General features: G+C 59.5%; 26 protein-coding genes and 1 tRNA gene. 16 read left to right on the top strand and 11 right to left on the bottom strand.

Annotated elements, in window-relative coordinates; translation table 11 throughout:
- Positions 1–290: 290 nt before the first annotated feature.
- A complete protein-coding gene (yafC, locus tag ACCW71_RS11120) occupies positions 291–1,214 on the bottom strand; it encodes a DNA-binding transcriptional regulator YafC (RefSeq protein ID WP_436371284.1) in 924 nt (307 codons plus the stop codon).
- Positions 1,215–1,476: 262 nt separating this feature from the next.
- On the opposite strand from yafC, the gene ACCW71_RS11115 reads away from it, so the two are divergent.
- Positions 1,477–2,268, top strand: a complete 792-nt coding sequence (locus ACCW71_RS11115) for an endonuclease/exonuclease/phosphatase family protein (protein ID WP_436371282.1) — start codon at positions 1,477–1,479, stop codon at positions 2,266–2,268.
- An 89-nt stretch (positions 2,269–2,357) separates the two neighbouring features.
- Here the strand turns inward: ACCW71_RS11115 and mltD are convergent, their stop codons facing one another.
- Together mltD and gloB are read right to left on the bottom strand one after the other, a co-directional pair.
- Entirely contained in the window at positions 2,358–3,734 is a 1,377-nt protein-coding gene (gene mltD / locus ACCW71_RS11110) for a murein transglycosylase D (RefSeq protein WP_436371280.1), read from the bottom strand.
- A 71-nt stretch (positions 3,735–3,805) separates the two neighbouring features.
- Positions 3,806–4,561, bottom strand: a complete 756-nt coding sequence (gloB, locus tag ACCW71_RS11105; RefSeq protein WP_436371291.1) for a hydroxyacylglutathione hydrolase — start codon at positions 4,559–4,561, stop codon at positions 3,806–3,808.
- A 42-nt stretch (positions 4,562–4,603) separates the two neighbouring features.
- Between gloB and ACCW71_RS11100 the strand changes: the two genes are divergently transcribed.
- A complete protein-coding gene (locus ACCW71_RS11100; protein WP_436371278.1) occupies positions 4,604–5,341 on the top strand; it encodes a class I SAM-dependent methyltransferase in 738 nt (245 codons plus the stop codon).
- Here ACCW71_RS11100 and rnhA read toward each other — a convergent pair.
- A complete protein-coding gene (gene rnhA, locus ACCW71_RS11095) occupies positions 5,323–5,790 on the bottom strand; it encodes a ribonuclease HI (RefSeq protein ID WP_436371276.1) in 468 nt (155 codons plus the stop codon). The two genes, ACCW71_RS11100 and rnhA, sit on opposite strands and share 19 nt — an antisense overlap.
- Positions 5,791–5,844: 54 nt before the next feature.
- Here rnhA and dnaQ point away from each other — a divergent pair, with 54 nt between their 5' ends.
- Both dnaQ and ACCW71_RS11085 read left to right on the top strand, forming a co-directional pair.
- Entirely contained in the window at positions 5,845–6,576 is a 732-nt protein-coding gene (dnaQ, locus tag ACCW71_RS11090) for a DNA polymerase III subunit epsilon (protein ID WP_436371274.1), read from the top strand.
- 125 nt (positions 6,577–6,701) lie between these two features.
- A tRNA-Asp gene (locus ACCW71_RS11085) sits at positions 6,702–6,778 on the top strand.
- Positions 6,779–6,842: 64 nt separating this feature from the next.
- Here ACCW71_RS11085 and ACCW71_RS11080 read toward each other — a convergent pair.
- Complete coding sequence (locus ACCW71_RS11080; RefSeq protein ID WP_436371273.1) at positions 6,843–8,336, bottom strand: NCS1 family nucleobase:cation symporter-1; 1,494 nt, start codon at positions 8,334–8,336, stop codon at positions 6,843–6,845.
- A gap of 142 nt (positions 8,337–8,478) precedes the next feature.
- Here ACCW71_RS11080 and ACCW71_RS11075 point away from each other — a divergent pair, with 142 nt between their 5' ends.
- From ACCW71_RS11075 to puuE, 3 genes are read left to right on the top strand one after another with little or no spacing between them, the layout of a single operon-like run.
- A complete protein-coding gene (locus tag ACCW71_RS11075) occupies positions 8,479–9,201 on the top strand; it encodes a GntR family transcriptional regulator (protein ID WP_436371271.1) in 723 nt (240 codons plus the stop codon).
- Positions 9,198–9,929 (top strand): allantoin racemase, encoded by a 732-nt coding sequence (gene hpxA / locus ACCW71_RS11070; RefSeq protein ID WP_436371269.1) that lies wholly within the window; start codon positions 9,198–9,200, stop codon positions 9,927–9,929. The genes ACCW71_RS11075 and hpxA overlap by 4 nt, the downstream gene beginning before the upstream one ends.
- A 34-nt stretch (positions 9,930–9,963) precedes the next feature.
- Complete coding sequence (gene puuE / locus ACCW71_RS11065; RefSeq protein WP_436371268.1) at positions 9,964–10,926, top strand: allantoinase PuuE; 963 nt, start codon at positions 9,964–9,966, stop codon at positions 10,924–10,926.
- Positions 10,927–10,984: 58 nt separating this feature from the next.
- Here the strand turns inward: puuE and hpxZ are convergent, their stop codons facing one another.
- From hpxZ to ACCW71_RS11045, 4 genes are read right to left on the bottom strand one after another with little or no spacing between them, the layout of a single operon-like run.
- On the bottom strand, positions 10,985–11,365 hold the full coding sequence (gene hpxZ, locus ACCW71_RS11060) for an oxalurate catabolism protein HpxZ (protein ID WP_436371266.1): 381 nt from the start codon (positions 11,363–11,365) through the stop codon (positions 10,985–10,987).
- Positions 11,362–12,762 carry an AtzE family amidohydrolase gene (locus ACCW71_RS11055; RefSeq protein ID WP_436371264.1) on the bottom strand — a complete coding sequence of 467 codons (1,401 nt, stop codon included), beginning with the start codon at positions 12,760–12,762 and terminating at the stop codon, positions 11,362–11,364. Before ACCW71_RS11055 ends, hpxZ begins: the two co-directional genes overlap by 4 nt.
- Complete coding sequence (gene hpxX, locus ACCW71_RS11050; RefSeq protein ID WP_436371262.1) at positions 12,759–12,941, bottom strand: oxalurate catabolism protein HpxX; 183 nt, start codon at positions 12,939–12,941, stop codon at positions 12,759–12,761. Before hpxX ends, ACCW71_RS11055 begins: the two co-directional genes overlap by 4 nt.
- 12 nt (positions 12,942–12,953) lie before the next feature.
- Complete coding sequence (locus ACCW71_RS11045) at positions 12,954–14,540, bottom strand: gamma-glutamyltransferase family protein (protein WP_436371260.1); 1,587 nt, start codon at positions 14,538–14,540, stop codon at positions 12,954–12,956.
- Positions 14,541–14,682: 142 nt separating this feature from the next.
- Here ACCW71_RS11045 and hpxU point away from each other — a divergent pair, with 142 nt between their 5' ends.
- From hpxU to uraH, 9 genes are all read left to right on the top strand, one after another.
- Positions 14,683–15,522 carry a MurR/RpiR family transcriptional regulator HpxU gene (gene hpxU / locus ACCW71_RS11040; protein WP_436371258.1) on the top strand — a complete coding sequence of 280 codons (840 nt, stop codon included), beginning with the start codon at positions 14,683–14,685 and terminating at the stop codon, positions 15,520–15,522.
- Between the two features lie 191 nt (positions 15,523–15,713).
- The gene (locus tag ACCW71_RS11035; RefSeq protein ID WP_436371256.1) at positions 15,714–16,499 is read left to right on the top strand and encodes a transporter substrate-binding domain-containing protein; all 786 of its coding nucleotides are present in this window, start codon (positions 15,714–15,716) and stop codon (positions 16,497–16,499) included.
- Between the two features lie 10 nt (positions 16,500–16,509).
- Entirely contained in the window at positions 16,510–17,178 is a 669-nt protein-coding gene (locus ACCW71_RS11030) for an amino acid ABC transporter permease (protein WP_436371254.1), read from the top strand.
- Positions 17,178–17,834 carry an amino acid ABC transporter permease gene (locus ACCW71_RS11025; RefSeq protein WP_436371289.1) on the top strand — a complete coding sequence of 219 codons (657 nt, stop codon included), beginning with the start codon at positions 17,178–17,180 and terminating at the stop codon, positions 17,832–17,834. Before ACCW71_RS11030 ends, ACCW71_RS11025 begins: the two co-directional genes overlap by 1 nt.
- Positions 17,815–18,546 carry an amino acid ABC transporter ATP-binding protein gene (locus ACCW71_RS11020; protein WP_436371252.1) on the top strand — a complete coding sequence of 244 codons (732 nt, stop codon included), beginning with the start codon at positions 17,815–17,817 and terminating at the stop codon, positions 18,544–18,546. The genes ACCW71_RS11025 and ACCW71_RS11020 overlap by 20 nt, the downstream gene beginning before the upstream one ends.
- Positions 18,547–18,567: 21 nt before the next feature.
- The gene (locus tag ACCW71_RS11015) at positions 18,568–19,803 is read left to right on the top strand and encodes a pyridoxal-phosphate-dependent aminotransferase family protein (protein WP_436371250.1); all 1,236 of its coding nucleotides are present in this window, start codon (positions 18,568–18,570) and stop codon (positions 19,801–19,803) included.
- Entirely contained in the window at positions 19,800–21,053 is a 1,254-nt protein-coding gene (gene hpxK, locus ACCW71_RS11010; RefSeq protein WP_436371248.1) for an allantoate amidohydrolase, read from the top strand. The genes ACCW71_RS11015 and hpxK overlap by 4 nt, the downstream gene beginning before the upstream one ends.
- 2 nt (positions 21,054–21,055) lie before the next feature.
- On the top strand, positions 21,056–21,550 hold the full coding sequence (gene uraD / locus ACCW71_RS11005; protein WP_436371246.1) for a 2-oxo-4-hydroxy-4-carboxy-5-ureidoimidazoline decarboxylase: 495 nt from the start codon (positions 21,056–21,058) through the stop codon (positions 21,548–21,550).
- The gene (uraH, locus tag ACCW71_RS11000) at positions 21,547–21,882 is read left to right on the top strand and encodes a hydroxyisourate hydrolase (RefSeq protein WP_436371244.1); all 336 of its coding nucleotides are present in this window, start codon (positions 21,547–21,549) and stop codon (positions 21,880–21,882) included. Before uraD ends, uraH begins: the two co-directional genes overlap by 4 nt.
- A 47-nt stretch (positions 21,883–21,929) precedes the next feature.
- Here uraH and ACCW71_RS10995 read toward each other — a convergent pair whose 3' ends face one another.
- Together ACCW71_RS10995 and ACCW71_RS10990 are read right to left on the bottom strand one after the other, a co-directional pair.
- Entirely contained in the window at positions 21,930–22,697 is a 768-nt protein-coding gene (locus tag ACCW71_RS10995; RefSeq protein ID WP_436371242.1) for an amidohydrolase, read from the bottom strand.
- Positions 22,685–23,830 carry a pyridoxal phosphate-dependent aminotransferase gene (locus ACCW71_RS10990; RefSeq protein WP_436371287.1) on the bottom strand — a complete coding sequence of 382 codons (1,146 nt, stop codon included), beginning with the start codon at positions 23,828–23,830 and terminating at the stop codon, positions 22,685–22,687. The genes ACCW71_RS10995 and ACCW71_RS10990 overlap by 13 nt, the downstream gene beginning before the upstream one ends.
- Positions 23,831–24,188 lie beyond the last annotated feature (358 nt).

Genomic DNA, 24,188 nt, shown 5'->3' with positions numbered 1-24,188 from the left:
GAGCGGTAGTTCAGTTGGTTAGAATACCTGCCTGTCACGCAGGGGGTCGCGGGTTCGAGCCCCGTCCGTTCCGCCACTTAATTGGAAAGCCCTGACTTAACGGTCAGGGCTTTTTCCATTGCCGCAGCGCCATCTTATTAACGCCATACCAGCCAGATAGCGTGAGCCACTGCCGGTCAGCCATGCTCCTTTGCCAGATTAGTTTCACCATTTACCCTGAATAAACACGCCAGTTTAAGCCGGCTGACTCGCGTCACTGAGTCAATCCGGCAAAAGTACGACAGCGCCGTTTAAGCGCGGAGCCCCTGCTCTGCGACACGCCAGGGCTGTCCTGAGGTCCACTCACTGAGAAAATCGATAAAGACCCGAACGCGCTGGCTCACGCCAGTATCACTGTAATAAACTGCGTTAAAAGGCATCACGACCGGCAGCCGCTGATCTGCCATCACTTCAATCAGCGTCCCGTCGGCAATTTCACGATCGATCATGTAATCGGATAAACAGGCAATGCCGTTACCGGTAAGACTGAGCTGTTTAATCGTCTCTCCGCTGTTAGAAGAGATAGCCCAGTTAATATCGTAAAGTTCGCCACTCTGCTGAGCAATGGGCCAGCGATTCAGTCGTGGAGAATCATCAAAGCCGAGGCAGTGATGTGTCGCCAGCTCTGCTACGCTCTGTGGCGTGCCATATTCTTTAAGATAAGCCGGTGAAGCAACCAGCTTACGGAAGCTGTTAAACAGCAGCCGTGCACGCAGGGTGGAGTCGGTGAGGTTGCCGGCACGAATCGCGACATCGACTTTGCGTTCAATCAGGTTGATAAAGCTCTCTGAGGAGATCAACGAGAGCGTCACCTCAGGATAACGTGCACGAAATGGCTTAATCATCGGCATCAGCAGATGCAGAATGACCGGCGTGGCGGCATCCACCCGCAGCAATCCTTTAGGGGCCTGCAAACTTTCGATCAAATCGCTTTCCGCTGTGGTCATCTCCTGCAAAAAGCGTTGTACATGGCGGAAGTATTGTTCCCCCTCCTGCGTGAGGGCCAGCTGTCGCGTAGTCCGGGTCAGCAGGGCGATACCCAGCTTGCTCTCCAGTTTTTTTATCGTCCTGCTGACGGCAGAGTTTGCCATCTGCATCTGTTCAGCAGCGCGACTGAAACTTCCGCTTTCTACCACGCTGACGAAAACTTTAAGTTCGTCAGAAGATGCCTTCATCTCTCCTCCCTACACTAATCAACGCCCCTGCCTTATCATCCTGCTATCCGGCCGGAAATGATCTCCCAGTATAGGATCCCGCATCGGGATGACCCAGCTCTTATCCGCCTGCCTCGATTTGTTTAGCGGTCATGCAGCAACTGCTCTACTCTGGTGGAGGTGCTGAATTCCGACATTTAACGGCGTCCATTGAAACCAGGGTCTAAAATCCCTATAACAGACAAGTGTTATCTGTTTTATGAACCATCAGCCAGGCGGGAAAGTGCGCAAAAAAACTTATGCAATGCGATATGTGGCAGGACAGCCGGTGGAACAGATTTTTCCACCCGGCGCGATGCTCCATCTCGGTCAGGCACTGCCACCCGGCGCACCCTTGCCCGCAGATCCTACCCTCAAAGTCTTAGTGTGGAACATCTTCAAACAGCAGCGTGCAGACTGGATGTCGGTACTGGAAGGGTTCGGTAAGGATGCGCACCTGGTGCTGTTGCAGGAAGCGCAGACCACCCCTGAACTGGTGCAGTTTGCCACCAGTAATTATCTGGCTGCCGATCAGGTGCCCGCCTTTGTGCTGCCTCAGCACCCCTCTGGGGTGATGACGCTGGCCTCGGCGCATCCGGTCTACTGCTGCCCGCTACGGGAGCGTGAGCCACTGCTCAGGCTGTCAAAATCGGCACTGGTTACGGCATACCCTCTGCCCGCCGGAGAAATGCTGATGGTGGTGAATATCCACGCGGTTAACTTCAGCTTAGGGGTTGATGTTTACAGCAAGCAGCTGGGGCCGATAGGCGAACAGATTATGCATCATCGCGGTCCGGTGATTATGGCGGGCGATTTCAACGCCTGGAGCCGTCAGCGGATCAATGCGCTCTATCGTTTTGCGCAACAGATGCAGCTGGAAGAGGTGATGTTCACCGCTGATCACCGACGTAAAGCCTTTGGGCGTCCACTGGATTTTGTCTTTTATCGCGATCTCAGAGTGAGCGAGGCCTCAGTACTGGTAACGCAGGCGTCTGACCACAATCCTTTACTGGTGGAGTTTAATCCGACGCGCTAGCCGGATGCTACAACCGGGGAGAGGAGGGCGTAATGCACAAAAGGACGAATAAAAGAAAAAGGCTGACAATTGTCAGCCTTTTCAACGTATCAGGTATCAGGAGTGGCGTTATTATTCACAAACAGCGTTAACTTATCGCCGGGTTGAATATCTTTCGCACTATCCAGCACACTGTTCCAGCGCATCACGTCTTTGATATTGACGCCGTGATGCTGTGCAATACTGGCAAGAGAATCACCCTTACGAACGCGGTAGGTGATGCTGTTGCCGTTATCAGCCAGTCGGGTGCCGTTGGAACCAACCGTCAGAGTCTGACCCGGTCGGATGTCAGCACCGCGCAGATTGTTAACCTGCTTCAGTGTCGAGACGCTAACGCCAAGTTTTGCGGCGATACCAGAAAGCGTATCACCCCGTCGCACCTTGTAACCGCCGCTCGCGCTGGCTTTCGCTAGCTGAGTCGGCTGGACCGCTGCAATATCACCGGAAGCCAGTGAGTTTCGCAGTTTTGCGACGTTGGACTTCGGCACCATAATGTAGTGCGGTCCGTTTGGCGCTGTTGCACCGCCTTTGTAGCCGGTATTGAAGCTCTTGAGTTTCGTGAGCGACATACCCGCCATTTCAGCGGCTTGCGTCAGCTGTATCTGCTGACCCACTTCCACTCGCGCCAGGGCGCGGCTTTCGTTAGGTGTCGGCAGTTTGATACCGTAACGCTTGTTATTCTTGAGCAGCTCACTCAGGGCTAACATCTTCGGCACATACACCGTGGTTTCGCGTGGCAGCGATAAGTGCCAGAAATCAGTCGGCTTACCGCGCGCCTTATTCTGCTTAATCGCTTTGAGCACCCGTCCTTCACCACTGTTGTAAGCGGCGATGGTTAGTAACCAGTCTCCGTCAAACATGGTGTTGAGACGCTGCATCATATCCAGCGCAACTTTGGTGGACGCGACCACATCACGTCGCCCATCGTAATATTGGTTCTGTTTCAAACCATAGTTTCGACCCGTTGCTGCAACAATCTGCCAGATGCCAGCGGCATTGGCGGAGGAGGTTGCGTGAGGATCAAAAGCGCTCTCCACTATGGGTAGCAGTACCAGTTCCATCGGCATTTTACGTTTCTGTATCTGCTCGACTATCCAGTACATGTACGGCTCTGCCCGTAATGTTACATCGTGGAGATAGCTCTTATTTTTTAAAAATTTACTTTTTTGTTCGCGGATTGCCGGGTTTTCCGGTATCCCCATCTTCAACTCGTCACTAATGAAACTCCAGAGATCTGCGTCTGCTGCGAGGCCAGTTCCATCTTCCTGCCATCGCGGCGACAAAAATTCGTCTCCGTACTTTCCATTTTCACCTTGACCAGCTGAAGACAGACTCTGGGCATGCTGTTCGGGGATATTGGCGTCATTCCTTGAGGCCTGACATCCCACCAGCAAGACCGAGGCGAGTAAGATCGCTTTAGCCTTCATGTGTGTGTCAATAGTTCGCTTAAAAGACGAGCAACTATACGTGACGACTTTTCACAACACAACCCGAAAAATCAAAAAGCGTCTTTCTTCTCGCGTAGAACCGCAAATGTATGCCATAGCGGTTTATCATCGGCGTTAACGTTTAAAGCTCTTTTTAAATCAGGGTCTTGCGTACGAAGAAATAAATTTATTGACCGTTCGTGCGCCAGTTTTGTGGGCAAACTAATGCCATTTTCAGCGCGTAAGTCATTAATTTTCTGGTATTCGGCCATAATTTGCGGGTCATGAGGCAGAATAGCCGCAGCAAACTTCAGATTGGATAAAGTATATTCATGGGCGCAACAGACCAGCGTTTCCTCGGGAAGCTGGTTAAGCTTTTGAAAGGAATCATACATCTGCTCGGCAGTGCCCTCAAAAAGCCGTCCGCAACCGCCAGAGAACAGCGTATCACCACAGAAAAGATAAGGTGAGCTGTAATATGAGATATGTCCTAAAGTGTGTCCGGGAGTGTGGATCACTTCAAAGCTCAGCCCCAGAACCTCGACCCGGTCGCCTTCGCTGACCAGGGTCGTGGCCCCTTTGGCTGCGGTTTCCTGTGGACCGAAGACCTCAAGCTGCGGGAACTGCTCACAGATCGCTTTGACCCCACCGGTGTGGTCGTTATGGTGGTGCGTCAACAGAATGGCGACCGGCTGCCAGCCGTTGGCGGCAATTTTTTCCAGTACTGGCCGGGCTTCGCCGGGGTCGACAATCAGGCATTTCTCCTCATCATCGTTGAGCGTCCAGATGTAGTTGTCCTGCAACGCAGGAATACTGGTAAGATTCATCATCACCTCTCGCAGGTCGTAGGAACAGGAAGAGGGTAAAGCATGAAGCCCGCTAAAACACGCCAGACTCTCAACGCGCCGCTTTCATGGCGCGATATGCCGTGGGGAGAGTATTTCCGTGACGCGCTGACGCAGCAGCTACAGCCTTACCTTGGAAAGCTTTATGGCTTTCATATGCTTAAGCTTGGCAACCTGAGCGCAGAAATCAACACCGAAAACTGTTCTATTTCACATCAGGTCAATGTTGGCAGTGAAGGCGAGCTGCTTCAGGTGCGGGCTAACCCGCTGCAACTGCCGTTTGAATCGAAATCGATTGATGCCTGTTTACTGGCCCACACGCTGGCGTGGAGTCAGGACCCGCACCGGGTACTGCGCGAAGTCGACCGGGTATTGATCGACGATGGCTGGATGATCATCAGCGGCTTCAACCCCTTTAGTCTGCTGGGCGTCAGCAAAATGGTGCCGGGTTTAATGCGCAAAGCGCCCTGGAGCGGCCGGATGTTCAGCCAGATGCGTCTGCTCGACTGGCTGGGACTGCTCAATTACGAAGTGGTCTACCGCACGCGCTTCCAGGTGTTGCCGTGGCATCGGCAGGGCGGCAAACTGATCAGCGCCCACTTACCGGCGCTGGGGTGTCTGAATATAGTGGTGGCACGTAAGCGCACCTTCCCGCTGTTACCTACCCGGGCGAAGAAAAGCCTCAGCGGCAGCCAGATCCGCCAGACGGTCAACGCCACGCGCCAGTTCCGCCAGGCAGAGGATCAGGATTCGGTCTTATAGCCGATGTCCTCAAAGGCGGGATTTTCCGCCGCGCTGCGTGCCAGTTCGTCGCAGCGCTCGTTTTCCGGGTGCCCGGCATGGCCTTTAACCCATTCCCACTGAATCTTGTGGGTGCTGAGCGCCAGGTCGAGACGCTGCCAGAGATCGACATTCTTCACCGGTTTCTTATCGGCGGTTTTCCAGCCACGCTTTTTCCAGTTATGGATCCAGCTGGTGATCCCCTGACGGACATACTGGCTGTCGGTACTGAGCACCACATCGCACGGCTGTTTCAGCGCTTCAAGCGAGACAATCGCCGCCATCAGCTCCATGCGGTTATTGGTAGTCAGGTGATAGCCTGCGCTGAAGGTTTTCTCATGCTGACCGTAGCGTAAAATCGCCCCATAACCGCCGGGGCCGGGATTTCCAAGACAGGATCCATCGGTGAATATCTCTACCTGTTTGCGCATCTCTGGTAGACTTCCTTCTGACAAAAACGCCAAGTCTGACATAAAACGGGTCTTATGAGCACTGCAAATAACCGCCAGATCGTTCTCGATACTGAAACCACCGGCATGAACATGATCGGGGTCCATTATGAGGGGCATCGCATCATTGAAATTGGTGCGGTAGAGGTGATTAACCGTCGCCTGACCGGTAACAACTTTCATATGTATCTGAAGCCGGATCGGCTGGTGGATCCCGAAGCCTTTGGCGTACACGGGATTGCTGATGAGTTTCTGGCGGACAAGCCCGCCTTCAGCGAGATCGCCGACGAGTTTCTCGACTACATTCGCGGGGCGGAGTTAGTGATCCATAACGCGCCGTTTGACATCGGCTTTATGGATTACGAGTTTTCAAAGCTGAACCGCGGCATCGAGAAAACCGAAACCTTCTGCAAAATTACCGACAGTCTGGCGCTGGCGCGCCGCATGTTCCCCGGCAAACGCAACAGCCTTGATGCGCTTTGCTCACGTTATGAGATCGACAACAGCAAGCGAACCCTGCATGGCGCACTGCTCGATGCCGAGATCCTGGCTGAAGTCTTCCTGACCATGACCGGCGGACAGACGTCGCTCTCCTTTTTATCGGAAAGCGAAAGTGCCCGCCAGGCGCAGGGTGAGAGCGTACAGCGCATCGTGCGTCCCGCTTCCGCACTGCGGGTGGTGAGCGCCAGCGAGGCGGAGATAGCCGCCCACGAGTCGCGTCTCGATCTGGTGATGAAAAAAGGTGGCAGCTGCCTGTGGCGCGGCTGATTTTGTGGCTAAAATCAACGACAAGATGAAAAAATCAGCAAACGATTTCTTCTCCTGGAAAAAGCGTTGACGCCGCAACAGCCTGCGATTACTATGCGCCTCGTTCTCGACGGGGAACAAAGCGCGGAGCGGTAGTTCAGTTGGTTAGAATACCTGCCTGTCACGCAGGGGGTCGCGGGTTCGAGCCCCGTCCGTTCCGCCAATCTATTTAAAAAAGCCGATTCAGAAATGAATCGGCTTTTTGCTGTCTGCGCACTGGCGCGCACCTACTCCTTCTGCGCCACCACCTCGCCATGCCATTGTGCAGCGTCTCCCGCCTCGCGCTCTTCCCGGGCGATAAAACGATAGCAGCCCGCCGCCAGACCGGCCCCGATAAACCAGCTGAAGTTCGCCACCTCATGCAGGGCAGGAATAAAACTGATCACCAGACAAACCGCTACCGATGGCAGCAGCGCGCCTATCGCTTTCGGGTTGAAGCCGCCGCGATACCAGTAACGTCCCGCCGGGGTGTCGTTAAACAGATCGTCGACCGAGATGCGACCGCGCTTAATCAGGTAAAAGTCAGTCAGCAGGATACCGAACAGCGGACCGATAAAGGAGCCCAGCACATCCAGCGTGTAGTGAATCAGCTCCGGCGACTGGAACAGGTTCCACGGCGTTAACAGTACCGAGCCTACCGCGGCGATCATCCCGCCGGCCCGGAAGCTGATCTTCTGCGGTGAGCAGTTAGAGAAGTCAAACGCTGGCGAGACGAAGTTCGCCACGATATTGATGCCGATGGTGGCGGTAATCATGGTCAGCAGTCCCACGGCCACAGCAAGGTCGTTACCGACCCGGCTGACGGTCTCAATCGGATCGGTAATCATCTTGCCAAACAGCGACTGCGTACCGGAGACGATCACCACCGTCACTACGGAGAAGAGCAGGAAGTTAAACGGCAGGCCCCAGCGGTTGCCGCGCCGGATCTCACCCATGCTTTTGCCGTAGCGGGAAAAGTCACCAAAGTTGAGCAGCGGGCCGGAGAAGTAGGAGACCACCAGCGCGATAGCAGTAATCATCTGCCAGGTCTGCTCACCCGCCGTCAGCGACTTGCTGGCCAGGGTAAATGAGATGCCGCTGAAGCCAGTCTTGTATACAATCCAGCCCGCCAGCGCCAGCATCACCACATAGACCGCCGGACCGGCGACATCAATAAAGCGCTTAATGGCGCTCATGCCATGCCAGAACACCATCGCCTGCAACAGCCACATAATGCCGAAGCAGCACCAGCCCAGCAGTGAGAGGCCGAGCCAGTGCGGCACGGTCATCGAGGAGAGCGAAGGCGCAAACTTCAGCAGCACCAGCATCAGCGCATTCGCCGCCAGCCAGGTCTGGATGCCATACCAGGCGAAGGCGATCAATCCGCGGATCACCGCCGGGATATTCGCGCCAAACACCCCAAACGCCTGACGGCAGATCACCGCATAGGGCACGCCCGCCATCTGGCTCGGTTTCGCCACCAGATTGGCGCAGATCTGCACAATGCAAATGCCCACCAGCAGGCAGAGCAGCACCTGCCAGCTGGCCAGTCCCAGCGTGAAGAAGCTGGCGGCCACCACATAGCCGCCCATGCTGTGCACATCAGACATCCAGAACGAAAAAATGTTGTACCACGACCAGTTCTGATCGCGAGTCGGTGCCAGGTCGTCGTTACAGAGCCGGGGGCTGTAACCGGCGTGTGCTTCAGAGGCCGTACTGGCCACCGTTGAATGATTTGGCATGAAACCTGCTCCTCTGCCTGAGAGTGGAATGAATCATCGTGTCATCAGACATTGCAGGATTCAGGCCAGATCCGTTTCTTGTATACAAAAATTATTATTGATGTATACGATATGGACGTACAGAGAGCGATCGGAGCGGTTAATGAAGAGTAAAACAGGCCCGCAGGAGGCTATCCCGCAGCAGGATAAAGATGAGGCGATCTATCAGGCGTTAATGAACGCCATTGTTGAGCATCAGCTGCCGCCGGGCAGTAAATTGCCGGAAGAGGCGCTTTCCGGGGTGTTTGGCGTCAGCCGCACCGGCATCCGTAAAGTGCTGCAACGCCTTGCGGCGGTGCAGATGGTCACGCTGACGCCCAAACGCGGTGCACAGGTGGCGACGCCAGGCGTGGAAGAGGCGCGGGATATTTTTACAACCCGCAGTTTAATGGAGTGTGCCAACCTGCCCGCCGTCGTCGCGCATCTGCAACCGCCCCATCTGGTGGCGCTGGGGAAACTGATCGCGCAGGAGGATCAGGCGCACGCCCGTCAGGACGGTCCGGCGGCGATCCGTCTGTCGGCCGCGTTTCATATTCAGCTACAGGCGATCTCCGGCAATCAGGTGCTCACCGGCATGGTGACCAGCCTGACCCAGCGCTCATCGCTGGTCATTGCCGCCTATGGCGCGCCCTGGCAGCATGGCTGCCGCTGTAACGACCACACCCATCTGCTGGAGCTGCTTCGCCAGCGCGCCTTGCCGCCGCTGACAGCGGCCTTGCAGCAGCACTTTGAGCAGATCGTCTCCAGCCTGCACTTTGAGCGCAGCGGAGAAACCCTGCCCGACTTCGCCCGGCTGTTCGCCGCAGAGAAAGGAGCCGCCTTATGAGCCTGATTCAGGTCATCAACCCCAACACCAGCCTGGCGATGACTGAAACCATCGGTCAGGCGGCGCGCGCGGTGGCCGCACCCGGCACCGAAATCCTGGCCGTTTCGCCGTCGCATGGCGTGCCGTCGATTGAAGGGCACTTCGATGAGGCGATCGCCGCCATCGGCGTGCTGGAGCAGGTGAAACTGGGCCGGGCGCAGGGCGTCAGCGGTCATGTGATTGCCTGCTTCGGCGATCCCGGTCTGCTGGCGGCGCGTGAGCTGGCCAGCGGGCCGGTGATCGGCATCGCGGAGGCGGCGATGCACACCGCGACCCTGCTGGCGACGCGCTTCTCGATTGTCACCACGCTGCCGCGCACCCTGGTCATTGCCCGTCATCTGTTGCAGCAGTATGGCTTTAGCCATCACTGTGCGGCGCTGCACGCCATCGATCTGCCGGTGCTGGCGCTGGAAGATGGCAGCGGGCTGGCGCAGGAGAAAGTGCGTCAGCGCTGCATCCAGGCCAAACGGGAAGATGGCAGCGGCGCGATTGTGCTGGGCTGTGGCGGGATGGCGACGCTGGCCGCCTCACTTACTCAGGAGCTTGGTCTGCCGGTGATCGATGGCGTCAGCGCGGCGGTCAAAATGGTCGAGTCGCTGGTGGCGCTGGGCTTTGGCACCAGCAAGCATGGCGATCTGGCCTGGCCTTTGCAGAAACCTCTCTCTGGTGCGTTTCAGCATCTAAACTAACGGAACTCTCCCGATCCAAGACAGGAAGCGAGTAATGACTGACGCTGCTGAGAAAAAAGAGTACAGCTTTAACAAAAACTATCCGCGTGACTTAATCGGTTACGGCGCGAATCCGCCGCACGCCGCCTGGCCCGATAACGCCCGCGTCGCGGTGCAGTTTGTCCTGAACTATGAAGAGGGGGCGGAAAACAGCGTGCTGCACGGCGACGCCGGATCGGAGCAGTTCCTCTCCGACATTATCGGCGCGGCCAGCTATCCCGACCGTCACATGTCGATGGAGTCACTCTATGAATATGGCTCGCGCGCGGGCTTCTGGCGCATCCACAATGAATTCCAGAAACGCGGTCTGCCGTTAACGGTGTTCGGCGTCGCGATGGCGCTGGCGCGTCACCCGGAGATTGTCGAAGCGATCAAACAGGCGGACTACGATGTGGTCAGCCACGGCTGGCGCTGGATCCACTATCAGGGCATGGATGCGAAAACCGAACGTCAGCACATGCAGCAGGCGGTCGATGTGCTGGTCGATCTGTTCGGCAAAGCCCCGACCGGCTGGTACACCGGCCGCGACAGTCCCAACACCCGGCGGCTGGTGGTGGAGCAGGGCGGTTTCAGCTATGACAGTGACTACTATGGTGACGATCTGCCGTTCTGGACCCGCGTCACCTGCCAGGATGGCAGCGTCAAACCGCACCTGATTATCCCCTATACCCTGGAGTGCAACGACATGCGCTTCGCCTCACCGCAGGGGTTCAACACCGCCGAGCAGTTCTTCACCTATCTGCGCGACACCTTTGATGTGCTGTATCAGGAGGGGGAAACCGCGCCGAAGATGATGTCAGTCGGGATGCATTGCCGCCTGCTGGGACGGCCGGGAAAATTCCGCGCGTTGCAGAACTTCCTGGATCATATTCAGCAGCATGAGGATGTCTGGGTTTGCAGCCGCCAGCAGATTGCCGATCACTGGATTAAAACGCATCCGGCGCCAGATCTCTCCTGACCGCCGCAGCAGGCGTTGCGGACAGACTGCGGGCCGCAACGCCTGACTCGCCAGCCGGTTAACTCATCAGGCTCACCTGCGCCGCCACGATGCACCAGCCGTGCGGCATCCGCACCCAGGTCTGCTGCTGACGGCCAATCCTGTCGCTGCCGGCGCGGGTGAACTCGGTGCTACAGACCGCGTAATCTTCACCAAAAGTGGTGATCACGGTATTGCGCAGCGTCCGGTTCAGCCCGGTTGAGGGACGCGCGGCACGGAATGCGCGGATCTCATCGATGCCATATAAATTCTCGCCAGCGCCGAGACGCACGGTGCGCGGATCGTGCCAGAACAGGGCATCCAGCTCGGCCACGTCATTGCTGATCAGCGCCTGCTCGTAGCGCCAGAACTGCGCCGTCACCTCACTGACGACCTGCGGTAAATTAACGGCCTGGTTCATCGGTTCTCCCCCAGCGTGATTTGCGGCAGGGTGATGCCCTGTTGTTCCAGCGCCGCAGCGGCGCGTAACACCGCGGCTTCGTTAAACGGACGGGCGATCAGCTGCAATCCTATCGGCAGGCCGCTGCGGGTCGCCAGCGGCACGGTGCAGACCGGCAGACCGAGAAACGAAATCGGCTGCGTCAGCATCCCCATGCTCGCTTTGGCGGGTAATTCTTCCCCCTGAAGTGAAATCGTCTGCTGACCGAGGGTGATGGCGCTGCATGGGGTCGCGGGGGCGATCAGCAGATCAAAATGATCGAACAGCGGCAGCACCTGCTGCTGAAAATGGCGACGGAAGCGCTGCGCCTGCACATACCAGGCGCCTGGCATCATGGCACCGGCCAGCAACCGCTCGCGTGAGTTGGGTTCGAACTGCTCAGGCATCTGGCGCAACGCAGGCAGATAGTGATTACCGCCTTCGGCAGCGGTCATGATAAAGGCCGCCGAGCGCGCCAGGCTGGCCTCTGGCATCACCACCTCTTCCTGCGCGTTGAGCGCGGCTGCGACGACCGCCACCGCGGCGCGGGCATCGTCGTCACACCAGTGGCTAAAAAAGCCGCCCAGCACGCCACAGCGTAACCCGTCACTGCCCTGAGAGAGCTGCGGCAGCGTAGCGGAACAGGGATGGTCAGCCTGAAACGCATCGGCACGATCTCTTCCCTGCAACTGGTCGTAGACCAGCGCCAGATCCGCCACCCGCCGGGCGAAGGGGCCAATATGATCGAGGCTGGCGACAAACGGATGGCTGCCGCTGCGTGACAGCCGGCCAAAGGTTGGCTTCAGGCCAAATATCCCGCACAGCGAGGCGGGCACCCGAATTGAGCCGTTGGTGTCACTGCCCAGCGAAAAGTGGACCAGACCGGCGGCTACCGCGGCGGCCGATCCGCCCGACGAACCGCCCGCCACACGGGTCAGATCATGCGGGTTGCGCGTCGCGCCATAGTGACTGTTTTCGGTGGTAAAGCCATAGGCGTAGGCATCCATGTTCAGCATGCCCGACAGCAGCGCGCCGGACTGACGCAGTTTATCCACGGCAAACGCATCCGCCTGCGCCGCAGGCCGCTCGCTGAACAGGCTGGCCCCGGCCAGGGTGCTGTGGCCCGTCACATCAAACAGGTTTTTCACCGCGTAGGGAATGCCCGCCAGCGGTGGCAGGGGTTCGCCGCGCTGCCGCCGGGCATCAATAGTTTCAGCCTCTTTTAACATGCGTGGCCCGGTGACCTCCGTCCAGGCGTTCAGCGCCGGATTATGCTGCGCCACCGCGTTCAGCGTCTGTTCAGCGACTTCACGCGCGCTGATTTCCCCGCTCTGAATCGCCTGGCGCAGCGTCTGAATCGACATATCCGCTAATTTCATGCCTGATAGACTCCCGCGACTTCCAGCCGATCATCCAGCGGAAACGCCATCAGCGGCGTGGCCATCTCTGCGATGCGCGTCAGCTGGACCACCAGCTCAGCGCGCCGCGCCTCATCCAGTTCCAGTTGCAGCATCTGCTCCATATGGCCGATGTAGCTGGCCCAGTCGTGTTGATTCATGATTCGCTCCTGTTAAAAACCGGCGGCGCTGCCGTTACTGCGCGGATCGCTTGCGCCCTCAAACATGCCGTTGCTGTGACGCACAATAGCGCCCGCGTGGCCCACGAATTCGCTGAAGTCCGGCAGCAGTTCAACCTGATGTCCCCACTGACGCAGCTGTTCCACCGTGTCGGCGGCAAAGCGGCCCTCCAGTTTCAGCGAGTCTGACGCCTGGCCCCAGGTCCGGCCCAGCAGCCAGCGCGGCGCGCTGACCGCCTGTTGCAGCGGCAGTTTCTGAATCACATGGCGGGTAAAGATCGCCGCCTGAGTCTGTGGCTGACCATCCCCGCCCATTGAGCCATAGACCAGGGTACGGCCATCTTTCAGGCGGGCGGCGGCGGGATTGAGGGTATGAAACGGCTGTTTGCCCGGTGTCAGCGCCAGCAGATGATCGGGATCGAGACTGAACGCCGCGCCACGATTCTGCCAGGTAATGCCGGTACCGGGCAGCACCACGCCGCTGCCGAACTCGTGATAGATGCTCTGAATAAAGGAGACGGCCAGACCACTGCTGTCCATCACTCCCATCCAGACCGTATCGCCTGGCCCGCGGCCGTTGCCCCAGGGCGCGGCCTCGCCATCGGCGATCTGGCTGGCCAGCGTCGCCAGATGGTCGCCATCCAGCAGCGCCTGCAAATCTTCGGTGACGTGACGCGGGTCGGTGATGTGCTTATCACGCAGCGCAAACGCCTTTTTGGTCGCTTCGACGATGCGGTGCAGGGTCTGCGCCTCGTCAGCGTCAGCCATCGCCAGCCGGTCGGTGATGCCGAGGATCGCCAGCGACACCATGCCCTGAGTCGGCGGGGCGATATTCCAGAGATCGCCTTCGCTGTGGGAGAGGTGCAGCGGCGTGGTGCGACGGGCGCGATGCTGTTGCAGATCGGCCAGCGTCACCGGCATTCCGAGCGTCGCCATCTGGTCGGCCAGGTGGCGAGCCAGCGGACCGCGATAGAAGCTGTCGAGCCCGTGCTCCGTCAGCTGACACAGCGTCTGCGCCAGCGCGGGCTGGGTAAAACGGCTGCCCGGCTGCGGCACACCGCCATCGGGCATAAAGGTGGCGCTGAAACCGGGCTGATGCTGTAACTCATGACAGAAGGTAGTGGTCGCCGCGGTCTGGGAAGCGGTGACCGGGATGCCGTCGGCGGCGTAGCGGATCGCGTCACGCAGCAGCCGCGCCAGCGGCAGGGCGGGGGAGCCCGATTCGGCGGAAATATTCAACGCCTCCTGCCAGCCACTGACCGTACCGGCCACGGTCAGCGCCGCTTTGGGGCCGCGATGCGGGATACGCGCTTCACCGGCGTAAAACTCGCGCCGGGCCAGCGCACCGGCCGCGCCGCTGGCGTCGATAGCGATGGGATCGCCGGAGGGGGGCAGAATCAGCCAGAAGCCATCGCCGCCCAGCCCGTTCATATGCGGATAGACCACGGCAATGGTTGCCGCTGCCGCCACCATCGCTTCAATTGCGTTGCCGCCGTCGCGCAGCACCGCCAGCGCACTTTCACTCGCCAGATGGTGCGGCGCCACCGCCATCCCCTGCGGGGCCATATTACTTTGCATCATGCTTTTCTCGTTCTGATGTCGGGTGACAGAATCCATAACGTAGCAAGAGCTGTTCCAGTTTTTATTGCGACCGGACAGCACGCCGGTTAACCTGGCGTAAAATGTGCTAGCTTCAGCTGAAACAAAAGTTACAGGATCGGTTATGAAACAGCTTGATGAACGCCTCAGAACCCACTATCCCCAGCTCTCCCCGCAGGAGCAGCGCATCGCCGACTTTGTTTTCGACCATTTTGACGATCTGATCAGCTACAACAGCGCCGAGCTGGCGCGGCTCAGCGGCGTGTCGAAGGCGACAGTCAGCCGGCTGTTCAGACGTCTGGGCTATGAGAAGTACAAGGATATGCGTGATGAGTTACGCATCCTGCGTCAGAGCGGCATGCCGCTGACCGACAACCGGGATGCGGTGCAGGGCAATACCCTGCTGTCGCGCCACTACAAGCAGGAGATGGCGAATCTGACACAGTGGGTCAACAGCCTGGATACGCAGCAGTTCAGTGAGGTTATCCGGCAGCTGGCGCAGGCGCGGCGCGTTTTTATCATCGGCATGCGCAACGCCTATCCGGTGGCGCTGCATCTGCGCCAGCAACTGATGCAGGCGCGTTCCGGGGTGCAGATTCTGCCGCAGCCGGGGCAGACGCTGGCGGAAGAGTTGGTGGATATATCCCCGGATGACATGGTGGTGGTGATGGCGTTTCGCCGCCGCACCCGGATGATCCGTCCGTTGATGCAGCAGTTGCAGGCCGCGAATGTTCCGCTGCTGGCGCTGTGTGAGCCGCAGGCGCAGACCCTCATGGCGCTGGCGCGCTGGCAGCTCTGTGCGCCGCTCGACAGCGTCTCCGCCTTCGACAGCTACGGCTCCGCCATGAGCCTGGTTAACCTGATCGCCAACGCGCTGCTGCATGAAATGCTGGCGCAGGGACGCCAGCGTATTCACCAGATTGCCGACCTCTACCAGCAGCTGGACGAGCTGGAGCACCGTTAACAGGCACCCTTTTGGTGCCTTGCCCCGTTCTGGCGCACGCCGTGTCGTCGCCTGAACCTGCTGAGCAACCCTGAGTTCCGCCTATATCTTTACCACTCAATCCTTTTTTCGTCGCCGCTGCGGTTGGCACATTAGTTGCAGATTACCTGTCAAAGAATCTTTTGTTTCACGTAATCTTACCGGGGTGCATAATGAAAAAAGTTTTGATGGCGGTTGCAACAGCGGCATTGCTGATGGCACAGGCGGGCAGCGCGCTGGCCGATCAGCTCCAGGATATTCAGCAGCGCGGCGTGATCCGGGTGGCGGTGCCGCAGGATTTCCCACCGTTTGGCTCAGTCGGCACTGACCTGCAACCGCAGGGTTATGACATCGACATGGCGAAATACCTGGCAAAGCAGATGAAACTTAAGTTGCAGCTGGTGCCGGTCAGCAGCGCCAACCGCGTGCCTTACCTGCAAACCGACAAGGTCGATCTGGTGATCTCCAGCATGGGGAAAAACGCGGAGCGGGAAAAAGTGATCGACTTTACCCGCGCCTATGCGCCGTTCTTTCTTGGCGTCTTCGGACCTAAAGGCGATGAGATCAAAGCGGCAGCCAACCTGAGCGGCAAGTCGATTGGCGTCACGCGCGGCGCGGTCGAGGATATGGTGCTGAGTGAAGTGGCCCCTAAAGATGCGCAGGTGAAACGTTATGAAGATAACAACACCACGCTCTCCGCTTACCTGTCGGGACAGGTGCAGTATGTGGCCACCGGTAACCTGGTGGTCGCCGCCATTGCCCGCCAGAATCCGGCTAAAGCGCCGGTAGCGCAGTTTATGCTGAAAGATTCGCCCTGCTTTATCGGTCTGAAGAAAGATCAGCCGGCGCTGAAAGCCAGAGTGAATGAACTGATTGAGCAGGGCATTAAAGATGGCACCCTGAATAAACTGTCAGAAGAGTGGCTGAAAGCGCCGCTGCCCGCCAGCCTCGGCGCATGAGGAGCGAGTCATGACCGGGCAACTTAACTTTCCCGCCCTGTGGCCCTACTGGCCGGAGCTGCTTTCCGGCCTGTGGGTCACTATCCAGCTGACGGTGCTGGCGACCCTCGGCGGCGTGGCACTCGGCATCGCGGGCGCGGCGTTACGCAGCGGCAAACCCAGCTGGATGAGCCGGTTGTGGGGCGGCTATGTCGAGCTGATCCGTAATACGCCGTTTGTGGTGCAGCTGTTCTTTATCGTCTTTGGTCTGCCTGCGCTGGGGCTGAAACTCACCGCCGGTGAAGCGGCTCTGCTGGCGATGCTGATTAATCTCGGTGCCTACAGCACCGAGATTATCCGCGCCGGGATCCAGGTGACGCCCAAAGGGCAGTGGGAAGCGGGACGGGTGCTGGGATTAAGCCGCAGCCAGACCTTTCTGCGGGTGGTGCTGCCGCCGGCGTTGCAGCGGATTTATCCGGCGCTGGTGAGCCAGTGCATCATCGTGATGCTGGGGTCGTCGGTGGTGTCGCAGGTCTCCTATGAGGAGCTGACCTTTGCCGCCAACCTGATCCAGTCGCGCACCTTCTTAAGTTTCGAGGTCTATCTGGTGACCACGCTGATCTATCTGGCGTTGTCGATCGCGATGCGCCAGCTGCTGCTGGCGATAGGCCGTAAATGGTTTGGAGTGCAGCCATCATGATGACGACCTTTACCGACTGGGACATCCTGCGCAATCTGCTGCTGGCGGCGCGCTGGACCCTGTTGCTGTCGCTGGTGGCCTTTGTTGGCGGAACGCTGGTGACGCTGCCGCTGCTGTTTTTGCGTCTGCTGCAACGAAAGTGGCTGACGCGCGTTATTCGCGGCTACACCGCGCTGTTTCAGGGCACGCCGCTGCTGATGCAGCTCTTTCTGGCCTTTTTTGGCGTCGGGCTGTTTGGCATTGATGTCGCTCCCTGGACCGCCGCCTCGCTGGCGCTGACCTTCTACACCAGCGCCTTTCTGATCGACATCTGGTACGGCAGCATCCGCGCCCTGCCGAAAGGGCAGTGGGAAGCGTCGCGCTGTCTCGGCCTGACCTTCGGCCAGACGCTGTGGCGCGTGGTGGCACCCCAGGCGATCCGCATCGGTATCGCCCCGACGGTGGGCTTCGCCGTGCAGGTGATTAAAGGCACCGCGCTGGCGTCGATTATCGGTTTTATCGAGCTGACCAAAGCCGGCACCATTCTGAACAACGTCACCTATCAGCCGTTTAAGGTCTTCGGGCTGGTGGCGCTGGGCTACTTCCTGATGTGTTATCCGCTGTCGCGCTACAGCCAGTATCTGGAGAAAAAATTTAATGCCGCTCATCACCATTAATCAGGTACAAAAATATTACGGCGACAACCATGTGCTGAAAGGCGTGGATCTCGACATCGACATGGGCGAGGTGATCTCGATCATCGGCCGCAGTGGATCGGGAAAAAGCACGCTGCTGCGCTGTATGAACGGGCTGGAAGGCTATCAGGAAGGCAGCATCAAGCTCGGTGGCATGACCATTACCGACCGCGATTCGCAGGCGCGTGAGATCAGCCGCTCGGTGGGGATGGTGTTTCAGAGTTTCAACCTGTTCCCGCACATGACGGCGCTGGAGAACGTGATGCTGGCCCCGCGTCGGGTGCTGAAGAAAAGTGAGGCTGAGTGCCGGGCGCTGGCGACGCAGATGCTGGAGAAGGTCGGGCTGGGCGAGCGTCTCAACTACTATCCCGCCAGCCTCTCCGGCGGTCAGCAGCAGCGCGTGGCGATTGCGCGGGCGCTGGCGATGACGCCGAAAGTTTTACTCTGTGACGAGATTACCTCCGCGCTCGATCCTGAGCTGGTGGGCGAAGTGCTGAAAGTGCTGGAGCAGCTGGCGGCAGAAGGTATGACGCTGATCCTCGTCACCCATGAAATGAGCTTCGCCCGCGACGTGGGCGATCGTGTGGTCTTTATGCACCAGGGGCGCGTCTGGGAGCAGGGCGACAGCAAAACGCTGTTCGCCCAGCCGCAGTCACCGGAGCTGAAACAGTTTATCTCTTCGGTTCGCCTCTGACCGTTTAACAAGGAATTCATCATGGATATTACCCACTACCCGCAACTCAATCCGCCGCAGCGCCTGCTGATGGGACCGGGCCCGATTAACGCCGATCCGCGCGTGCTGCGCGCCATGTCGAGTCAGCTGCTGGGACAGTACGATCCCGCCATGACCCACTACATGAACGAGGTGATGGCGCTCTATCGCGGCGTGTTCCGCACCGAAAACCGCTGGACCCTGCTGGTCGATGGCACCTCGCGCGCCGGAATCGAAGCGATTCTGCTGTCGTCTATCCGCCCTGGCGACAAAGTGCTGGTGCCGGTCTATGGCCGCTTCGGCCATCTGCTGTGCGAAATCGCCCGCCGCTGCCGCGCTGAAGTTCACACCATCGAAGTGCCGTGGGGCGACGTCTTTACCCCTGACCAGATTGAAGACGCGATCAAAACAGTGCGGCCACGGTTGCTGCTCACGGTACAGGGCGACACCTCCACCACCATGCTGCAACCGCTGGCGGAGCTGGGGGCGATCTGCAAACGGTACGGCGTGCTGTTCTACACCGATGCCACCGCTTCGCTGGCGGGTAACGCGCTAGAAACCGACGCATGGGGACTCGATGCCGTATCCGCGGGAATGCAGAAATGCCTCGGCGGTCCCTCTGGCACCTCGCCGATCACCCTGAGCGCGGAGATGGAAGCCGTGATCCGCAAACGCAAATGCGTGGAGCAGGGGATCCGCACCGAGGCGCATCAGGATGGCGAAGAGGAGATGATCTACTCCAACTATTTTGATCTCGGCATGATCATGGATTACTGGGGACCGGAGCGGCTCAACCACCATACCGAAGCGACCAGCGCGCTGTTTGGCGCACGCGAATGCGCCCGGCTGATCCTACAGGAGGGGCTGGATAACGGCATCGCCCGCCACAAACTGCACGGCGACGCGATGCTGAAAGGCATCCAGGGGATGGGACTGGAGACCTTCGGCGACCTGAAAAACAAGATGAACAACGTGCTCGGCGTGATGATACCGACAGGGATCAATGGCGATCAGGTGCGCAAGCTGATGCTGGAAGATTTCGGCATTGAGATCGGTACCTCGTTCGGGCCGCTGCATGGCAAAGTGTGGCGCATCGGCACCATGGGCTACAACGCGCGTAAAGATTGCGTGATGCAGACCCTGTCTGCGCTGGAAACGGTACTGACTTACGTCGGTTATCGCACGCCGCAGGGCGCAGGCGCGCAGGCCGCCTGGGATCACTACGGGAGCCAGGCATGATGATGAGCGCCAGCGAAGCCCAGGCCGCCGCACAGCGCGTGATGGCGCGCTGTGATGCGCTGGCCGCGATCAGCGAAACGGCCGAGGGGCTGACGCGCGTCTACCTCTCGCCGGAACATCTGCGTGCCAACGCCTGCGTCGGGGAGTGGATGCAGGCCGCGGGCATGAGCGTGTGGCAGGATGAGGTCGGCAATATCTGCGGTCGCTACGAGGCGGCAGAGGCGGGCGCACCGGCGCTGCTGCTCGGCTCCCATCTCGACACGGTACGCAACGCCGGTCGCTACGACGGCATGTTAGGGGTGCTGAGCGCCATCGAAACCGTGCAGTGGCTGAACGAACATCAGTGCCGGTTGCCGCTGGCGATTGAGGTGATTGGTTTTGGTGACGAAGAGGGCACCCGCTTCGGCATTACGCTGCTTGGCAGCCGCGGCATCACCGGCAGCTGGCCGCAAAGCTGGGTGACGCATCCCGATGGCAATGGCATTACCGTGGCGCAGGCGATGGCGGATGTGGGTCTCGACAGTCAGCGAATCGCCGCCGCTGCCCGCCGGGTGGAGGAGATTGTCGGCTACCTTGAACTGCACATCGAACAGGGCCCCTGTCTGGAGCAGGAGGATCTGGCGCTGGGGGTGGTCACGGCGATCAACGGCGCTCGCCGTCTTAACTGTCGTTTCACCGGCGAAGCGGGCCATGCGGGCACGGTGCCGATGACCCACCGCAAAGATGCGCTGGCCGCCGCCGCCGAGTGGATGGTGTTTATCGAGCAGACCACCCGCGAGCTGGACCCGCAGCTGGTGGCGACCGTGGGGACACTGACCTGCGCGCCGGGTGCGGTGAATGTGATCCCCGGCGAGGTTCAGCTGTCGCTGGATGTGCGCGGCCCGCAGGATCATCCGCTGGAGACGCTACTCTCGAGCCTGTTAACCCAGGCTGAAGCGATTGCGCTGCGGCGCGGGCTCCGCTTTGAGTCGAACGAATATTATCGCATCGCTGCTACCGCCTGTGACTCCGCGCTGCAACAGGCGCTGAGCCACGCGGTGGAAACGGTGCAGGGGCGCAGCCTGGCGCTGCCGAGCGGGGCGGGCCATGACGCGATTGCGATTGCGGAGCGCTGGCCGGTCGGTATGCTGTTTGTGCGCAACCATCGCGGCATCAGCCACCATCCGGCAGAGTCGGTGGCGATCGCGGACGTGGCGCCCGCGCTTCAGGCCTATTTACAGGCGATTACCCTGATCGCTGAACGGAGCTGAGCATGGAGTTAACCCGCTTTAATCAGTTAGCCCCGGAGGAGGCGCAATCCGCCATCGCCCACTGTGTGGCGATCCCGCACTGGCAGCAGGCGCTGGTGGCCGCCCGGCCGTTTGACTCCAGCGCGGCGCTGCTGGCAGCGGGAGATGCGCTGGCGCGGCAGTGGCAGAGTGCGGATTTGCAGGCGGCGCTGGCGGCCCATCCGCGCATCGGCGAACGGGCCAGCGGCGCGGATAAAGAGGCTGCGCTGTCGCGCGGCGAGCAGTCCGCCATGCAGCAGGCCGATCGGGCGTTGCAGCAGGCGATGCAGCAGGGAAATCAGGCGTATGAAGCACGTTTTGGCCGGGTATTTTTGATCCGCGCCAGAGGGCGTAGCGGCGAGCAGATGCTGGCAGAGTTACAGCGCCGGTTAGAGAATGACGAGCAGAGTGAGCAGCAGGAGGCGCTGGATCAGCTGCGTGAAATCACCCTGCTACGGCTGAAGGAGACGATTCAATGAGCACCATCACCACCCATATTCTTGACACGGCGCTGGGCAAACCGGCCTGCGGCGTGGCGATTTCGCTGGAGCAGAACAGCCCGGAAGGGTGGTTTCCGGTTTCACAGGGGGAAACCGACAGCGACGGACGGCTGAAAGATCTGACCCCCGAGCCGCTGACGCCCGGCCACTATCGCCTGACCGCAGAGATTGGCGACTACTTTGCCGCCGCCGGTCGCGATGCGCTCTACGTCAGCGCGCAGATCGACTTTGTGATTGCCGAAGCGGGCAGCCACTTCCATCTGCCGTTCCTGATCTCCCCCTGGTCCTGGTCAACCTATCGCGGCAGCTGAAGGTGTCCGGCTGGCGCTGCATAGCGATACGTCAGCCGGGTAACGCGCTATAACGAAAAGCGATCGCCATCCTGCCAGGCCGGGAAGCGCTCGCGGTAAGCCTGAAGCGCCTCCAGTGACAGCTCGGCCTCCAGCCGGGCGCGCTGGTGCGGCTCAGCCGCCGCGAGGATCTCGCCCTGCGGGGAAATAATCTGGCTGTCGCCGCTGTAGTGATGCTGATTGCCATCACTGCCGACCCGGTTACAGCCCGCCACATAAGCCTGATTTTCAATCGCCCGCGCTAACAGCAGCGCCTGCCAGTGCAGGGCGCGCGGAGCGGGCCAGTTGGCGACATAGAGCGCCAGGTCGTAATCGTTACGGTTGCGGGAAAAGACCGGGAAGCGCAGGTCATAGCAGATTTGCGGCAGGATGCGCCAGCCGCGCCATTCAAACACCTGACGCTGCTCGCCGGGCAGATAGTGGTGATGCTCATCCGCCATGCGGAACAGGTGGCGCTTGTCGTAGTGATGCAGCGTGCCGTCCGGCTCCACCAGCAGAAAGCGGTTTACCGCGCCGCTGTCGGTCTGGATCGCCGCGCTGCCGCCGACTAACGCATCGGTTTTACGGGCATGCTGATGCAGCCACTCCACCACCTGCGCCTGCGGCAGCGAGCTTTTCGCCGCTTCCATCGCAAAGCCGGTGGTGAACATCTCCGGCAGTAAGATCAGATCGCGTCCGCTGAGGCCGTCCAGCTGCTGATCAAAGTGGCGCAGGTTGGCTTCACCATCCATCCAGCTCAATGTTTCCTGCAAAACGGTAATTTTTAAAGCTGACATAAGCGCTCCGCGGCGGCGTCTAACGTCGCCGGCTGTTTGGCAAAACAGAGGCGGATCAGTTTATGAGGAAAGGGATCGGCGCAGAACACCGACAGCGGTATGGCGGCGACACCTACTTCGCGGGTCAGCCACTGGCAGAAGCTGACATCATCCAGATCGGAGATGGCGCTGTAATCGAACAGCAAAAAGTAGGTGCCTTCGCACGGCAGCACCTTAAAGCGGCTGTTCTTCAGCGCCGCTGCCAGCCGATCACGCCGATCGCGATAGAAGGCGGGCAGCTCAAGATAGTGTTCCGCATGCTCACGCAGCATATCGGCAATCGCCAGTTGCGCCGGGGTATTGACCGAGAAGGTCAGGTACTGATGCACCTTGCGCAGTTCCGCACTGATCGCCGCAGGGGCGATGCAGTAGCCCACTTTCCAGCCGGTCATGTGGAAGGTCTTGCCAAACGACGACACGGCGATGGCGCGCTGACGCAGATCGGGATGTGCCAGCACGCTGGCGTGGCCCGCCTCAGCGAAGCAGATGTGCTCATAGACTTCGTCACTCAGTACATAGACCGGCCGCGCGGCGATCGCCTGCCACAGTGCGGCGTAATCCTCGCGCCGCCAGACGGTCGCCGATGGGTTGTGTGGGGTATTGAGGATCACCAGCCGGGTTTTCTCACCAACCAGCTCGCCAAACGCCTGCCAGTCGACCCGGAACGACGGCGGCTGCAACGCGATGCGTTTCAGGACGCCGCCCGACAGTTCTACTGCGGGCGCATAGCTGTCGTAGCTGGGATCAAAGCAGATCACCTCATCGCCCGGTCGCACCAGCGCGGTAATCGCGGCGTAGAGCGCCTCGGTGGCCCCGGCCGTCACGGTAATTTCGGCCTCGACATCAGGCAGATAGTCATAAAGCCGGGCGGTTTTCTCCGCAATCGCCTCGCGCAGCGGCAGGACACCGGTCATCGGCGCATACTGGTTCGCGCCCTGGCTGACGTGATACGCCAGCCGCTGTTGCAGATAGTCAGGTCCGCTAAAATCGGGAAAGCCCTGCGAAAGATTGATGGCGTTATGCTGCTGCGCCAGCGCACTCATCTGGCTGAAGATGGTGGTGCCGAGCGCGGGAAGTTTACTGTCGGGGATCAGGTTGTGCTGCGTCATGGTGTCAGGCCCTAAGCGCGAAGAGTGATGCGGTGTCACCCGGTGTTTGTGCCACTATAAACAGGATGGTAGTATTTGGCAATCAAGACGCTTAGACGGCTAAATGCGTCATGCTCCGCATCTCTTCTGCGTTGGCCGCGCTTGTCCTGCCGTCATGCTCCGCGCGTCAGCGGCGTTGGCTGCGCTTGCTTACCCCGGTCACTGACCAGTGTCAGCTCCCGGGGATAAGCGCGCTTGCCGTCTTGCTGACACACGGATCATTTGGCAGGACCCGGAGAATATGATGCAAAAGGCACACATGCTTACTGACTGTTTAACATTTTCAGGCTGTTGTACTTTTATA

It is taken from the genome of Pantoea sp. C2G6, assembly GCF_051336815.1.
In the GTDB taxonomy this organism is placed as follows: Bacteria; Pseudomonadota; Gammaproteobacteria; order Enterobacterales; family Enterobacteriaceae; genus Pantoea.
This window is presented reverse-complemented; position numbering and strand designations above follow the sequence as displayed.

Bases quoted from the DNA above. Each gene is read 5' to 3' on its own strand.
- yafC (WP_436371284.1), bottom strand. From the start codon at position 1,214: ATGAAGGCATCTTCTGACGAACTTAAAGTTTTCGTCAGCGTGGTAGAA.
- mltD (WP_436371280.1), bottom strand. From the start codon at position 3,734: ATGAAGGCTAAAGCGATCTTACTCGCCTCGGTCTTGCTGGTGGGATGT.
- gloB (WP_436371291.1), bottom strand. From the start codon at position 4,561: ATGAATCTTACCAGTATTCCTGCGTTGCAGGACAACTACATCTGGACG.
- ACCW71_RS11100 (WP_436371278.1), top strand. From the start codon at position 4,604: ATGAAGCCCGCTAAAACACGCCAGACTCTCAACGCGCCGCTTTCATGG.
- rnhA (WP_436371276.1), bottom strand. From the start codon at position 5,790: ATGCGCAAACAGGTAGAGATATTCACCGATGGATCCTGTCTTGGAAAT.
- dnaQ (WP_436371274.1), top strand. From the start codon at position 5,845: ATGAGCACTGCAAATAACCGCCAGATCGTTCTCGATACTGAAACCACC.
- ACCW71_RS11080 (WP_436371273.1), bottom strand. From the start codon at position 8,336: ATGCCAAATCATTCAACGGTGGCCAGTACGGCCTCTGAAGCACACGCC.
- ACCW71_RS11075 (WP_436371271.1), top strand. From the start codon at position 8,479: ATGAAGAGTAAAACAGGCCCGCAGGAGGCTATCCCGCAGCAGGATAAA.
- hpxA (WP_436371269.1), top strand. From the start codon at position 9,198: ATGAGCCTGATTCAGGTCATCAACCCCAACACCAGCCTGGCGATGACT.
- puuE (WP_436371268.1), top strand. From the start codon at position 9,964: ATGACTGACGCTGCTGAGAAAAAAGAGTACAGCTTTAACAAAAACTAT.
- hpxZ (WP_436371266.1), bottom strand. From the start codon at position 11,365: ATGAACCAGGCCGTTAATTTACCGCAGGTCGTCAGTGAGGTGACGGCG.
- ACCW71_RS11055 (WP_436371264.1), bottom strand. From the start codon at position 12,762: ATGAAATTAGCGGATATGTCGATTCAGACGCTGCGCCAGGCGATTCAG.
- hpxX (WP_436371262.1), bottom strand. From the start codon at position 12,941: ATGAATCAACACGACTGGGCCAGCTACATCGGCCATATGGAGCAGATG.
- ACCW71_RS11045 (WP_436371260.1), bottom strand. From the start codon at position 14,540: ATGATGCAAAGTAATATGGCCCCGCAGGGGATGGCGGTGGCGCCGCAC.
- hpxU (WP_436371258.1), top strand. From the start codon at position 14,683: ATGAAACAGCTTGATGAACGCCTCAGAACCCACTATCCCCAGCTCTCC.
- ACCW71_RS11035 (WP_436371256.1), top strand. From the start codon at position 15,714: ATGAAAAAAGTTTTGATGGCGGTTGCAACAGCGGCATTGCTGATGGCA.
- ACCW71_RS11030 (WP_436371254.1), top strand. From the start codon at position 16,510: ATGACCGGGCAACTTAACTTTCCCGCCCTGTGGCCCTACTGGCCGGAG.
- ACCW71_RS11025 (WP_436371289.1), top strand. From the start codon at position 17,178: ATGACGACCTTTACCGACTGGGACATCCTGCGCAATCTGCTGCTGGCG.
- ACCW71_RS11020 (WP_436371252.1), top strand. From the start codon at position 17,815: ATGCCGCTCATCACCATTAATCAGGTACAAAAATATTACGGCGACAAC.
- ACCW71_RS11015 (WP_436371250.1), top strand. From the start codon at position 18,568: ATGGATATTACCCACTACCCGCAACTCAATCCGCCGCAGCGCCTGCTG.
- hpxK (WP_436371248.1), top strand. From the start codon at position 19,800: ATGATGATGAGCGCCAGCGAAGCCCAGGCCGCCGCACAGCGCGTGATG.
- uraD (WP_436371246.1), top strand. From the start codon at position 21,056: ATGGAGTTAACCCGCTTTAATCAGTTAGCCCCGGAGGAGGCGCAATCC.
- uraH (WP_436371244.1), top strand. From the start codon at position 21,547: ATGAGCACCATCACCACCCATATTCTTGACACGGCGCTGGGCAAACCG.
- ACCW71_RS10995 (WP_436371242.1), bottom strand. From the start codon at position 22,697: ATGTCAGCTTTAAAAATTACCGTTTTGCAGGAAACATTGAGCTGGATG.